The sequence below is a fragment of the Corynebacterium sp. genome (assembly GCF_052107835.1).
Classification (GTDB): Bacteria; Actinomycetota; Actinomycetes; order Mycobacteriales; family Mycobacteriaceae; genus Corynebacterium.
On record NZ_JBQEDF010000009.1, the window covers coordinates 1 to 12,810 of the forward strand.

Consider the following 12,810-nt stretch of genomic DNA (forward strand, 5'->3'; position numbering starts at 1 on the left):
GCCGCTGGCCCCGTTTTTTTGGGGTTGGTGGTCGGGGCCACACCTTTTTCGTGTGCGTGCCTCGGGGGGTTGTGCGTGTGCCCGGGGGATTGGACGCCTGGCGGTGTTGCGCTGTGGGGTGGGGGTGGGAGTCGTCACGTTTCGGGTGGTGTGGTGGCAGTCCGGGGTGGATTCGGGGATGCCAACCGCCCCACCGCCGGGGGCCGGGGCCTCGGGAGTCCGTGAAACTACCCCAAACCTGATCGGTTCACGTAAGTTTCTTTTATGTCGAACATCAAAAGTACATCCGGTCGGGGGCGTACCAGGGTCCTCGCGCTGGGCCTCTCTGCCCTTCTTGCGTCCGCGGCCCTGTCGCCGGCGGCAGCAGGAACCGCGGTCGTCGACCCATTGACAGTGGATCCGGTGCACGGCGTTGAGCAGGCGCCACGTCCTGCGCACCCTGTCACGCCAGAGCAGGCAGGCAACATCAGCATGCAGGATCCCCATCGGGATCCGCCGGGCGCCAATGACTGGAGCTGCGCACCCACTGAACAGCACCCGAATCCCGTGGTCCTGATACACGGCACCTGGGGCAGCGCCTTCAATGCATTCGGGGGATTGTCCGCCGAACTCAAGGCGGACGGGCACTGCGTCTACTCCACGAACTTCGGCGGGGCGTCTATTGAGGAGAAGGGCGGCGTGCAGTCGCTTCCGTCCAACGCCTTCGCCGCAGGTGACATCGCAGAGTCCGCTGTGGAGATCGGTGGGTTCGTTGACCGCGTCCTCGCCATTACCGGCGCGGAGCAGGTCAACCTCGTCGGTCATTCACAAGCCGGTGTGGTCGCCCGCCAGTACACGAAATTCAACGGCGGCGCAGAAAACACGAATCACATCGTCACCCTGGGGGCCACCAACCACGGCACAACCATGAACGGCATTTCGGAACTCTACGACACCGTCTCCGCGACCGGTGCCGACATCGATTTGGCGTTGGACTACATCGTCGGTGAGGCCGGAATGCAGCAGCTCGTGGGGTCCCCGTTCATCACCGCGCTGAACGAAGGAGGGGACACCGTACCCGGCGTCGACTACACCGTCATCGGCACCGTCAACGACCAGGTGTCGACCCCCTACAACGCGACGTTCCTCGAGGCAGGGCCGGGTTCGGAGGTCAACAACGTCACACTGCAGGACACCTGCGCCATCGACCAGTCCGACCACAGCACAATGATGTATTCACCGCACGCCTTCGATATCGTCCGGGACGCGCTGGCGCCGGGTACCGTCCCTGAGGATTCCCGGCGCTGCACCGCTAACCTGTAGATCCAGCAGACAGCCGCTCGCTTGCGGTACCTGCTCAGTCCGTGGTCATCCGCGGTCGCGTGTCCACCTGCTGCGGAAATCCCGGTCATCGCCGGTGAACGGGTCCACGAACCGCATGGACGCGGCTGTCAGCGCCATCGGGAGGGAGAAGTCCTCGTCCGATACGGCGGGCACGAACGGCATGGCAGCGTCCACGTCCCACAACGCCGCATCGGACAACGGCCCGTAGAGCGGATCGTTGACGATCGGGACACCGAACAACCTCATGTTCACCCGGAGCTGGTGTGTCCTGCCACTGTGGGGCTCGAGGTTCCACTCCACAGCGTCCCGCCCATCGGCGGTCACCGGGCGGATCCCGGTGACGCGAGTCTCACTGTTCGGCCCGCCATCCTCCAGGTAGGTCGCCATGCGTCCCCGGAGCTTGATCATGCGGTGCCGCAACAACCAGGGGGCAGCAGGCGAGGGTACCGGGAGCGTGGTGGCCGCGCTGCCGCACGACAGTGCGCCCTCCGGGACAGGGAGGTGTCCGGACGTGAACGCGTCGGCCCACCCGTCAGGAAACGGCGTGACCGCCGTGTACGTCTTGACGACCTCCCGAGACTCGAAGAGGCGCTGGTACGCGCCGCGCACCTTAGGATCCGCCGTGAAGAGCAGGACGCCCCGTGTGAGCCGGTCCAGGCGGTGCGCCGGGGAGAGTGCCGCGATCCCGAACTGCCTCCGTGCGCGGACAACGGCAGTCTCGGTGATGTGCTGCCCACGCGGCAGCGTCGACATGAACGGCGGCTTGTCGACAACGAGCAGGTGGTCGTCACGGTGTATCTCCGTCAGCTCGCCGGGGACCCGGCGTTCAGGGGCGGGACGCCGGTAGAACCAGATGAACTGGCCTGCCGGCACCACCGACGACGGCGACAGACGCGTGCCGTCGTCGAGACGCACCAGACCTGCGGAGAAACGCGCGATGAGGGCGGCATCGTCGTCCGTCGGATCGTGGTGCTGCTGGGTGTCAATGAGATGCCGGACAATTGTCCGCGCGGTGCCGGCGGTCTCCACCCGCACACGCGACGGATTCAGCCCGTCAGCTATTGGAAGCGGTGGGTTCCTCAGGCTAAGCTCCTGTCCATGGATCTTTCTGCAGTCACTGACTTCCTTCAGACCGGAATCGGCCGGGCCATCCTGGACGGCTTCCAGTTCATCTATGAACTGTTCTACCCGAGCAACGCCCCGGGAGTCCCGAACCCGCTTCAGTAGGTGGGGCCTGTCCGACTCTGCTACCCCCGCTCACCCCACCCTATCATTCGGGTGCGCCCGATGTGGCTACCCCTGAATGGGAGGGTTTCTGCGGAAACGTCGCCGGTGGGGGGATAATGGTGGGTAGAGAAAAGTCCCCAACCAGAAAGGGGTCCGTGATGTCGGACACCAAGGCCACCAATGAAATCGTCGTCGCTGTCGACGGGTCTGATGCCGGCGCCGCGGCCGTCGCATGGGCGGCGAACGCAGCCGTCAAGCGCAACGCCCCGCTGAAGCTCGTCACCGCGTACACCATGCCCCAGTTCATGTACGCCGACGGCATGGTCCCGCCCCAGGAGCTCTACGACGAGCTCGAGAACGAGGCGATGGACAAGATCAACAACGCCCGCGACCAAGTCCGCGCCTTCTCCGAGGACATCCCGGTCAGCCACTACATCGCCGAGTCGACCCCGATTGACCTGCTGCTGCAGATGTCGGAGGACGCCGACATCGTGGTGATGGGCTCCCGCGGCCTCGGTGGCCTGTCGGGTCTGGTGCTGGGCTCCGTGTCCTCCGCCGTCGTCGCGCACGCCGCGTCACCGGTGGTCGTCGTCCGCAAGGACAATGACGTCAGCCCGGAGACCAAGTACGGTCCCGTTGTCGTCGGTGTGGACGGCTCGGACATCTCCCGTGAAGCCCTGGCCTACGCGTTCCGTGAGGCCGACGCCCGGAAGGCGCCGCTGCGTGCGGTGCACAGCTGGGCCGACGCCCAGGTGCAGACCAGCCTCGTTGGTCTGGCCGCTGTGCAGAGTCAGCTGGACTCCATGTCGGCCCAGGAGCGCAAGATCCTGGACGACGAGCTCGCCCCGTACAGGGAGAAGTACCCGGACGTTGAGATCGAGGAGGTCGTCGAGCGCGACCGTCCGATCCAGGTCCTGAAGGAGAACGCCGACGACGCCCAGCTTCTGGTGCTCGGCTCGCACGGTCGCGGCGGTTTCCGCGGCATGCTCCTGGGCTCCACCTCGCGCGCGCTGCTGCAGTACGCACCGTGCCCGATGATGGTCGTTCGTCCGACGTCCAAGAAGTAGGACGCGGGGGCGCAGCCCCGCGACGCACCGCCGCCGACGCACCGTCGGCGGTGGTGCATTGCTTGTGTAAACTTGGCACGCAGCAAACACCCGTACTCATGGAGGGAAGACATGGCCGGCTCCGGTTCCACGACGACCGACGGCAGTGGCATGTCCGGCTCCCCGGCCTCGAAGGGGAAGTCCTCGGCGAAGTCGGGTTCCCGGCGGCGTAACCGTCCGGGCCCGCGCCAGCGTCTACTGGCCAGCGCCACGGAACTGTTCACCACCGAAGGAATCCGGGTGATCGGCATCGACCGGATCCTGCGGGATGCTGACGTGGCGAAAGCCAGCCTTTACTCCCTGTTCGGATCGAAGGACAATCTCGTCGTCGACTACATCAGGGAGCTCGACACCTCGTGGCGTGCCCACTGGGAGACGATGTGCGAGGAGCGCCCGAAGCCGGAGGACAGGATCCTCGCGTTCTTCGACATGTGCATCGCCGACCAGCCGAGGGAGAATTTCCGGGGGTCCCACTTCCAGAACGCGGCGAGCGAGTACCCGCGTCCGGAGACCGACAGTGAGTACCGGATCCGTGAGGCCGCACTGGAACACCGCCGGTGGTGCCGCGACACGATGGCGGATCTGCTCACCGAGAAATTCGGCTACGCTTCCAGGACGTTGGCCGATCAACTGATGGTGTTCCTGGACGGGGGAATCGCGGGGGCGAAGATGAGCAAGACGGTGTCGCCGCTGGAGACCGCCCGCGAACTGGCGAAGCAGCTGCTGTACACCGCACCAATGATGTACTCGATCTGAGACCGCCACCCCAGTGCGGTTCCGGCGGCGAAACCGCCCTGGAGCGGGCGACCCGGGATGGATGCGGGGGCACAGTGAGCTGACGCGAGGTCAGTTACCGAGACGGTGACGTCCGCGGTAGGGGGCCGTCTCGTCGTCAATGGTTCTCGGTGAGGCGGGTTCGCCGGGGGACCCGGTGGACGCCCCGGCATCCGCGACCTGGGTGCTCCCGGCTGAAGACGGGTCGTTGTCCTCCGGAGACGCCTCGCCGTCCTCCGCCCCCTCGGGCTCCTCCGACGCCCCCGCCTTCTTGGCCGCAGCACGCTCAGCGCGGGCCTGACGGTCGGCACGCTGGGCCTCCCGCCGCGCCCTCTTCCGTTCCTCCTGCTCCCGTTTCTCCCGGTTCGTGAACTCCTCGACCGTCTCGTGGTCCAGGGCGTCCTCGTCCAGCAGGGCCTCGCGCTCGCTGGCTGCGTCGGTGCGCACGGAATCCACCGATGAGCGCTTGATCGTCCGGTCCAGCTCACGGATCCGGGCGGCACGGTCACCGGACCGTTGCTTCAGCCCGTCCCGCGCCTCGCGGATCTCCCGGTGACGGGCCTTGCGCGCCTCGCCGACCTCGCGCCGGTGGTCACGGAACTCGTCGGTGTACGGCACCTGCCTGTCCAGGATCACGTGCAGGCTCACGTTCTGCACCATCGTCCACAGGTTGTTCATCACCCAGTAGCACAGGATCGCCACGGGGGCGGGCCCGAGCAGACCGAACAGTAGAGGCACCGCGACGGCCACCGCGGCCAGCACGAACATGATCTTGAACAGCCCGCGGGCCGTGCCGTTGTTCTCGTCCAGCGTCATCCAGTTGCGGTAGATCGAGTAGGCCATGTTCAAGCTGGTGAACACGGCGGCGGCGATGCACAACGGCAGGGCGAACCGGAGGACGTCCGACCCGTCGGTCCCCAGCAGGGTGAACTGCGAGTCCGGCATCGCCACGTACGCAGAGAGCGGGATGCCGAAGATCTCTGCCTCGAGGAAGTGTGCCACGTCCTCGCCGCTGAGCACGCCGACACCGGGGAAGGTCGATGCCTCCAGGTTGGCCGGGCGGGCGACCTGGAGGAGGATCCGGTAGAGGCCGATGAAGAACGGGAACTGGATGAGGATCGGGATGCAGCCGTCCCGCACGCGGTAGCCGTGGGATTTCTGGAGGTCACGGCGTTTCTGCAGCAGCTCCTTACGGTCCGCCGCGCTGAACCGGTCGGCGTACTCGGCGTCCAGCGCGGTCATCGCCGGACGCAGGTTCACCAGCAGCCGGGTTGACCGGTAGGCACGGTAGGCGAACGGCAGCAGGATCAGCCGGATCGTGACGACCAGCAGCACGATGGACAGCGTCCACGCCGGAGCGTCCTGCATCCCCAGCGCGGTCAGCGCCATATGCCACAGTTTCATCACTGCGGATACCGGGTACTCGATGAACTCCACGTGTCGAGGATACTGTGTTCCCATGGACAAGGACGTGGCGGCTCGGGATTCAGCACTGATCAGGGGTGGTATCGCGGTACTGCTCGGATTGCTGCTGGCGGTGACGGTGTGGGCGTCGGCCGGACGTGATGGCGGGTCGACGACCCTGGTCGTCATCACCGCCGTGCCATTTGCCCTGGTGGCTGCGGTCGGGCTGGCGCGACCGATCGTGGCTCCGCTGCCGGCGAGGGTGGCATGGTTGACCACGCTGACGGCCCTGTGGGTCCTGCTGGCGATGCAGGAGGCCGCCTCCGCGTACCTCGCGATCCCCCTGTTCGTGCTGTACCTGCATCTGCTGCCGATGTGGTGGGGCATCATTGCGACGTCAGTGGTGATGGTCGTGGCGGCGGGACTGTCCGTGGCGGTGGCCGGCCCGAGCATGGGGGCGGTGCTGGGGCCGGTCCTGTCGGGGCTGGTGGCGATCGCGATCGGCATCGCGGTGGAGGGGATCTACGCGGTCAGTGAGGACCGCCGGCGGTTGATCGACGAACTCATCCGGACGCGCGGACTGCTCGCTGAATCGGAGAGGGAGGCAGGTGTCGTCGCCGAGCGGCAGCGTCTGGCGCATGAGATCCATGACACGGTCGCGCAGGGCCTGTCGAGCATCCAGATGCTGCTGCATGCGGCGGAGCGGGACATCCCGGACGGTTCCCCGGCGGTCGACAAGCTGCAGCTCGCACGCCACGCGGCGGCCGAGAACCTCCGCGAGACCAGGGCGATGATCTCCGCCCTGCAACCCCCGGACCTGGAGGCCGGATCACTGCCGGACGCACTGCGCCGGCTCGCGGACGCGGCGAGCGGGGACGGTCTGGACGTCAGCGTGGACGCCGAGGACAGCGGCAGGGACGCCGACCTGCCGATCGTGGTGGAGGCGGTGCTGTTGCGGATCGCCCAGTCGGCGGTGTCGAACGTGCGGCACCATTCCGGGGCGACGCGGGCGCGGCTGACCCTGTCGACCGCGCCGGGGACGGTGCGGCTGGACATCGTGGACGATGGACGGGGCTTTGACGTGGACGGAGTGATGGCCCGGTTGCAGGAACGGGCAGGGGAGGGGCACATCGGGCTGTCGACGATGCAGCGCCGCGCGGCGGACATCGGGGGCACCGTGGAGTTCGAGTCCACCCCGGGGCACGGCGCGGCAGTGGCTGTCAGCGTGCCATTAGAATCGGAGACGGATCCACCCACACCGACAGGAGACCAGCCATGATCCGTGTACTGCTGGCGGACGACCACGAGATTGTCCGAATGGGCCTGCGGGCGGTCCTGGAAAGCGCGGAGGACATTGAGATTGTCGGGGAAGTCGATACCGCTGATGCCGCGGTGAAGGCGGTAACCGCCGGCAATGCAATCGACGTTATTCTCATGGATCTCCGTTTCGGCGCGGGGGCCGCCGGGCACGAGGTGGAAACCGGCGCACAGGCAACTGCCAGAATTCGTGAACTTCCGGGAGTGGATCATCCGCCGAATGTTCTTGTCGTGACGAACTACGACACCGACGTCGACATTCTTGGGGCTGTCGAAGCCGGTGCCGTGGGATATCTTCTCAAGGATGCGCCGCCGACGGAATTGATTTCCGCGGTCCGTTCGGCGGCGAAGGGAACCACGGCGATGTCGGGTTCGGTGGCTAATCGCCTGCGACACCGTGACCGGGAACCTGCGACAACGTTGTCGGCCCGGGAACTCCAGGTTCTCCAGGCCGTCGCGGAGGGAAAATCGAACCGGGCCATCGGAGTGGAACTGTTCCTCTCCGAGGCAACCGTGAAGTCGCATCTCGTCCATATCTACGACAAGCTCGGGGTCCGTTCGAGGACCTCGGCGGTCGCCGCAGCGCGGGAGTCCGGGATGCTGTAGATCAGGCGGGGATCAGCGGTCCGCCGGGTTCGCCGCCTCGTACGCCTCGATGACGTCGTGGGAGATCTGGCCACGGGTGGAGACCTCACGGCCCTGGCTGCGTGCCCATTCGCGGATACGGCGGTTACGGTTCGGGTCCGACTTCGGGCCGCTGGCCGCGGCACGGCCACGGGGACGTCCGCCGGCCTTGCCCACCTTGGTGCTGACGGCGATGTAGGGCTCCAGCACCTCGGCGAACTTCTGGGCGTTGGCGTCCGAGAGATCCAGGACGTACTCGGTTCCCTTGTAGGAGAACTCGGTCACAACCACGTCGTCCGACGTCAGTGCGGTTCCGTCAAGATCATCGAAAAACTGGGTTACTTCCTTGCGGGCCATGGGATTCCTCACGGTTGATTGCTGTTGTTGCCCGAAAGTGTAACCGATTGCCGGGGTAATTGTCACGCTATTTCAAACCTCTTTAGACCTTTTCAGCGAGCTGCCGGTCAAACAGGTCAAGTTCCGTGGAAACACTGGACGTGAGATTGCTCACCTGGGAATCGGACATCCCGGAGGCATTGTCGAGGGAATTCTCGAGTTCATCCAGACGTTCGGTCGCGTCCTTCGTGAAACCGGAAGGAACATCACCCCGTTCAATTCGGGACCGAAGATCGGCAATCCGTGCACGTTGCGGCGCGCCGACTCCGACGAAAGATGCATTCGCCCCGGAACCCTTCAGTCCGGAAAGCGCCCCCTTCCCCTGGGAGAACTGGGTGAGTCCACGGTAGGCCAATGGAATTACCACCGGGAGCAGCAGCCGCAGTGCACCGGTGTACCGCAGCACATTGGAGGCATTGAAACGGCCGGCCTTGATCTTCTCGACGGTGGCCGTCGCCATCTTCTCGTCGTGCTTGTGCTGCGACTTGAGCTGCTTGGCGTCCTGCTTGCGGACCTTGCGGGCCATCTTCTGCAGGTACTGCTCCTTTTTGGCGTCGAGCTTCGCGTACTCACGGGCCTCGGTCTTGGCCTGGACCTTGGCGGCCTTGTAGGTCGCCTTCTTCTCGTGGCGGCGCCGACGCGCCGAACTGAAAACTCCCATGGTGCTTGGACTCCCGTAACTGATTGCTTGTGGTTCGTGGCTCGTGCAGTTTTCTCCGCCACTACTCTAGTCAATAGTATGGGGGCATTGTGACGAATGACTCCAGCTTATCGGCGGCACCGGCGGCACCGGTGACGCCGGCGGACCTGACCGGTTGCCGGCACCGGCGCGTCCTCAACCGTGCCGCGGAGTCCGGGCGTGTCCACCCGGAGCTCTCCGCCGCCGCCGTCGCGGGACGCCTCGGCAGCCGGCACCGGGCCCGGCTGCGGCGTCAGGCAGTATGGGATGCCCTGCCGACGGTGCCCCGGATCGGCGAGCGTCTGGTCCCCACCCGCGTGGACGTCGCGGCGGACGGTACGCAGGAGGAGCAGACGCTGGAGGCGTTGGCGTCCGGCGCGCGGTTGATCACCGGCGCCCGCCTCGCCGATGGTCCGCTGGCCTGCGACATCGACCTGCTGGTCCGCACCGACAGTGGGGCGGGCCCCACCACGGACATGACGTACATGCCCGTCGCCGTCACCGCACACACCGTGGCATCACCGGGCACGAAACGCTCCGGTGTCCGGCTGGTGGACGTCGCCGCCCTGGGCTTGGCGACGCCGCTGCCCGTCACCCTGAAACACCGCAGTACCCCGGTCGACTCCCAGCGCGTGGCCGTCGCCCACACCCTGCTCGGGGTGCTCGGCATGGCGTCCGGCGCCGTGGGGTTCATCGGCGCGGGACCCCGACCGTTCCAGGCCTGCCTGGTGATTCCGGCCGAGCGGGTGGTTCCCGGCCTGAAGCGGGCCCTCGAGGCTCCGGTGCCGGACGAGCCGGTACGGGTCAAGGAGTGCTCCGGGTGCGAGTTCCACAACCACTGCCGTGCCCGCCTGCTCCGCAGCGGCGACCTGTCCCTGATGCTCCCCGGTGACAAGGCCACCGAATGGCGCGAGCGCGGCATCGGGACCCTGGGGCAGCTGGCCGAGGCGGAGGCCGGCGAGGTGTCCGCCCTGGCCACGGCATGGATGGCCGGCATCGGCTACCTGCGTAGGCCGTTGCGGCGATGGATCACCCGCCGTGACCTGTGGTGCGGGCACGGGTTCCGGATGCCCTCGCCGGGGGACGACGGTCCGCCGATGACCGCCGAGCTCGCCGGCGCCGTCGAGATCGACGTCGACATGGAGGCCCACCCCAGCCGGGGCACATTCCTGTGGGGCACCTTCGACGGTGCGGTGTACCGCTCCTTTACCGACTTCGGGATCGCACCCGACGGGGGACGCCACGTCGCCGCCTTCTGGACGTGGCTGATGGCACGCCGGTCCGCCGCACTCGCCGACGGCCGCCCCTTCCGTGCCTACTGCTACTCGAAGCAGGGCGAGAACCACTGGTTACGGCACTACGCGGGACGATTCGGCGGGACGGTCTACGCCACCGCCGGCGGGTCCGTGGTGATGCCGACCCTGGACGAGGTCAACGCATTCCTGGCGTCAGAGGAATGGGTTGACGTCTTCGCCCTGGTCAGGGCCGCGGTTGTGGCGAACTCGTCGCTGGGACTCAAGGCGGTGGCGCCGTTGGCCGGGTTCACCTTCAGCCAGCAGGAGGTCGACGGCCGCGCCGCGGTGGACCTGTTCGAGGTCGCTGTGGGCAGTTCCACCGGGTCATCGGTGGCGCAGCGTACCCTGGAGCGTTACAACGCCGACGACTGCTACGCCACCGCCGCCGTCCGACGGTGGCTGCGGCTCGGCGCCCCGGGAATCCCGTCGCTGTCCCAACCGTTGGAGAAAGTATGAGCTTCCTCGACCGTATCCTCGCAATGAACGCCGCCAACTCCGGTTCCGCCTACCAGGCGGAACGTCCGACCGCCGAGACGGCACTGTCCGGCGGACGCCATCCCGTCCTGCCCGAGCCGAAACCGCACACCGTCCTCGGCACACCGATCGCCGGACCGTGGAAGGACGGCCAGGAGCACATCGTGCTCGGACTCGGCTGTTTCTGGGGTGCGGAGAAGCTCCTCTGGCAGCTCGACGGGGTGGAGTCCACCTCCGTCGGCTACGCCGGCGGCTACACACGGAACCCCACCTACCGGGAGGTGTGCACCGGACGCACCGGCCATTCCGAGGTTGTCGACGTGATCTACGATCCGTCGGTGGTGGACGTGCGATCCATCATCCGCACCGCCCTGGAGAACCACGACCCGACCCAGGGCGACCGGCAGGGCAACGACGTCGGGTCACAGTACAGGTCGGTGATCTACCCGGTCACCGAGAAGCAGGAGAAGGTCGCCGCGGAGGAGGTCGTGGCGTACGGCGAGAAACTGGCCGAGGCTGGGTACGGGGAGATCACCACGGAGATCACGCCGCTGGCCGCGACGCCGGCCGGGGCGTATTACCTCGCCGAGGATGAGCACCAGCAGTACCTGGACAAGAACCCCAACGGGTACTGCCCCGTCCACGCTACGGGCGTGACCTGCGGGTAGTTCGTGTCAGCGGTCGATGGGGGCGGCCGTGGCATCCAGGACGCGCACCAGGTCGGAGGGGGAGATCTCGATGTCGAGACCGCGGCGCCCCCCGGAGACGAGTATCGTCGTGTGCTCCGTGGCTGATTCCTCCAGTACGGTGGCCAGGCGTTTCTTCTGCCCGAAGGGGCTGATCCCCCCGACGACGTAGCCGGTGGACCGTTCGGCGGCCCGTGGGTCCGCCATCGTTGCCTTCTTCGCGCCGAAGGCACCGGCCACGGCTTTGAGGTCGAGTGTCATCGTCACCGGGACAATGGTGACACCCAACTGTCCGTCCCGCCCGCCGCCGTCGAGGCTGACCAGGAGCGTCTTGCAGATCCGGTCGGCGGTGAACCCCTCCTCCCCCAGGGCGTCGGCCGCCTCCGATCCGAAGTCGGTGACGCCGCTGGTGTGCTCGAAGGTGCGGACGCTGAAGTCCACCCCGGCCCTCTCCAGGGCGAGGGTGGCCGGTGTTGCGCCGTGCTTCTGCTTCTTTCCCACCGCGCCTAGTTTACCCGTGCCACCGGGGGTGACGCGCCACCGGACCTACTACCGCTCTCCTGCCGTCAGACACAGCAGAACCCCAGGTCGCAGAGAGTGTATCCCACCGAAAAAGTGGTGACACCCCTGGACGCTGGGGCTGCTGGGATGGTCCGCAGGTCAAACCTGTGGACCAGCTACGTGAGCCGTGAGCCTAGGCCTTCGCGGCGGCGAAGCGCTCGGCGACGTCGTCCCAGTTGAAGACGTTCCAGACGGCCTTGACGTAGTCCGGCTTGACGTTCTTGTACTGCAGGTAGAAGGCGTGCTCCCACATATCGAGCAGCAGCAGCGGCTTCAGGTTGATCGAGGTGTTGCCCTGCTGGTCGGTCAGCTGCTCGACAACGAGCTTGCCGCTGATCGTGTCGTAGCCCAGCACGGCCCAGCCGGAGCCGTAGAGGCCCAGTGCTGCGGAGGAGAACTGGTCCTTGAACTTCTCGAAGGAACCGAAGTCCTTGTTGATGGCCTCGGCCAGCTCGCCGGTCGGCTCGCCGCCACCGTTCGGGGAGAGGTTCTTCCAGAAGATGGAGTGGTTGGTGTGGCCACCCAGGTTGAAGGCCAGGTTCTTCGACAGGGCGCGGATCTGGTCCGGGTTGGTTCCCTCCTCGCGTGCCTTCTCAAGCGCCTCGAGGGCGGTGTTCGCGCCAGCGACGTAGGTGGCGTGGTGCTTGTCGTGGTGCAGCTGCATGATCTCCGCGGAGATGTGCGGCTCAAGCGCGTCGTAATCGTAGGGGAGGTCAGGGAGCTCGTAGACGGCCATGTCCTGATTGTCCTTTCTGTCGTAATCGTTTGTTCCGTCCCCCAGTGTGGTCAGTTTCCACCACCCTCGCAATGATCAGCATCGCTAAGAAAAGAGTTCAATCATAAGAACAAATCTGCTACCCCTGGAAAGGGCCGACGACCAGCAGGTTCTCCGTCATCTGCGTACCGTGGGAATTGATTCACCCCGTCGGTCGGCCCATCAGCAA

Annotated in this window: 14 protein-coding genes; 8 read left to right on the forward strand and 6 right to left on the reverse strand. The window is 66.4% G+C overall.

Features of this window, described 5'->3' with window-relative positions; translation table 11 throughout:
* The first annotated feature begins 264 nt into the window (after positions 1-264).
* A complete protein-coding gene (locus tag ACTIL2_RS03640; protein WP_442336095.1) occupies positions 265-1,302 on the forward strand; it encodes an esterase/lipase family protein in 1,038 nt (345 codons plus the stop codon).
* A 45-nt stretch (positions 1,303-1,347) separates the two neighbouring features.
* On the opposite strand, the gene ACTIL2_RS03645 is transcribed toward ACTIL2_RS03640, so the two are convergent.
* Positions 1,348-2,358: a pseudouridine synthase gene (locus ACTIL2_RS03645; protein ID WP_442336096.1), complete on the reverse strand. Its 1,011-nt coding sequence runs from the start codon at positions 2,356-2,358 to the stop codon at positions 1,348-1,350.
* 63 nt (positions 2,359-2,421) lie between these two features.
* Between ACTIL2_RS03645 and ACTIL2_RS03650 the strand changes: the two genes are divergently transcribed.
* The 3 genes from ACTIL2_RS03650 to ACTIL2_RS03660 all read left to right on the forward strand — a co-directional run bounded on the left by ACTIL2_RS03650 (position 2,422) and on the right by ACTIL2_RS03660 (position 4,412).
* Positions 2,422-2,550 (forward strand): hypothetical protein, encoded by a 129-nt coding sequence (locus tag ACTIL2_RS03650; RefSeq protein ID WP_442336097.1) that lies wholly within the window; start codon positions 2,422-2,424, stop codon positions 2,548-2,550.
* Between the two features lie 158 nt (positions 2,551-2,708).
* Entirely contained in the window at positions 2,709-3,617 is a 909-nt protein-coding gene (locus ACTIL2_RS03655; RefSeq protein ID WP_442336098.1) for a universal stress protein, read from the forward strand.
* A gap of 150 nt (positions 3,618-3,767) precedes the next feature.
* Complete coding sequence (locus ACTIL2_RS03660; RefSeq protein ID WP_442336165.1) at positions 3,768-4,412, forward strand: TetR/AcrR family transcriptional regulator; 645 nt, start codon at positions 3,768-3,770, stop codon at positions 4,410-4,412.
* 90 nt (positions 4,413-4,502) lie between these two features.
* Here ACTIL2_RS03660 and yidC read toward each other — a convergent pair whose 3' ends face one another.
* A complete protein-coding gene (yidC, locus tag ACTIL2_RS03665; RefSeq protein WP_442336099.1) occupies positions 4,503-5,867 on the reverse strand; it encodes a membrane protein insertase YidC in 1,365 nt (454 codons plus the stop codon).
* A gap of 22 nt (positions 5,868-5,889) precedes the next feature.
* Here yidC and ACTIL2_RS03670 point away from each other — a divergent pair, with 22 nt between their 5' ends.
* Both ACTIL2_RS03670 and ACTIL2_RS03675 read left to right on the forward strand, forming a co-directional pair.
* Positions 5,890-7,113: a sensor histidine kinase gene (locus ACTIL2_RS03670; protein WP_442336100.1), complete on the forward strand. Its 1,224-nt coding sequence runs from the start codon at positions 5,890-5,892 to the stop codon at positions 7,111-7,113.
* The gene (locus ACTIL2_RS03675) at positions 7,110-7,757 is read left to right on the forward strand and encodes a LuxR C-terminal-related transcriptional regulator (protein WP_442336101.1); all 648 of its coding nucleotides are present in this window, start codon (positions 7,110-7,112) and stop codon (positions 7,755-7,757) included. Before ACTIL2_RS03670 ends, ACTIL2_RS03675 begins: the two co-directional genes overlap by 4 nt.
* 12 nt (positions 7,758-7,769) lie before the next feature.
* Here the strand turns inward: ACTIL2_RS03675 and ACTIL2_RS03680 are convergent, their stop codons facing one another.
* Together ACTIL2_RS03680 and ACTIL2_RS03685 are read right to left on the reverse strand one after the other, a co-directional pair.
* On the reverse strand, positions 7,770-8,132 hold the full coding sequence (locus ACTIL2_RS03680) for a histone-like nucleoid-structuring protein Lsr2 (RefSeq protein ID WP_442336102.1): 363 nt from the start codon (positions 8,130-8,132) through the stop codon (positions 7,770-7,772).
* Positions 8,133-8,214: 82 nt separating this feature from the next.
* Positions 8,215-8,832: a DUF6474 family protein gene (locus ACTIL2_RS03685; RefSeq protein WP_442336103.1), complete on the reverse strand. Its 618-nt coding sequence runs from the start codon at positions 8,830-8,832 to the stop codon at positions 8,215-8,217.
* An 89-nt stretch (positions 8,833-8,921) separates the two neighbouring features.
* Here ACTIL2_RS03685 and ACTIL2_RS03690 point away from each other — a divergent pair, with 89 nt between their 5' ends.
* Positions 8,922-10,601 (forward strand): ribonuclease H-like domain-containing protein, encoded by a 1,680-nt coding sequence (locus ACTIL2_RS03690; protein ID WP_442336104.1) that lies wholly within the window; start codon positions 8,922-8,924, stop codon positions 10,599-10,601.
* Positions 10,598-11,287, forward strand: a complete 690-nt coding sequence (gene msrA / locus ACTIL2_RS03695) for a peptide-methionine (S)-S-oxide reductase MsrA (RefSeq protein WP_442336105.1) — start codon at positions 10,598-10,600, stop codon at positions 11,285-11,287. The genes ACTIL2_RS03690 and msrA overlap by 4 nt, the downstream gene beginning before the upstream one ends.
* Before the next feature lie 6 nt (positions 11,288-11,293).
* Here msrA and ybaK read toward each other — a convergent pair whose 3' ends face one another.
* Both ybaK and ACTIL2_RS03705 read right to left on the reverse strand, forming a co-directional pair.
* A complete protein-coding gene (gene ybaK, locus ACTIL2_RS03700; RefSeq protein WP_442336106.1) occupies positions 11,294-11,806 on the reverse strand; it encodes a Cys-tRNA(Pro) deacylase in 513 nt (170 codons plus the stop codon).
* Positions 11,807-11,999: 193 nt separating this feature from the next.
* Positions 12,000-12,602: a superoxide dismutase gene (locus tag ACTIL2_RS03705; RefSeq protein ID WP_442336107.1), complete on the reverse strand. Its 603-nt coding sequence runs from the start codon at positions 12,600-12,602 to the stop codon at positions 12,000-12,002.
* Between the last annotated feature and the right edge of the window lie 208 nt (positions 12,603-12,810).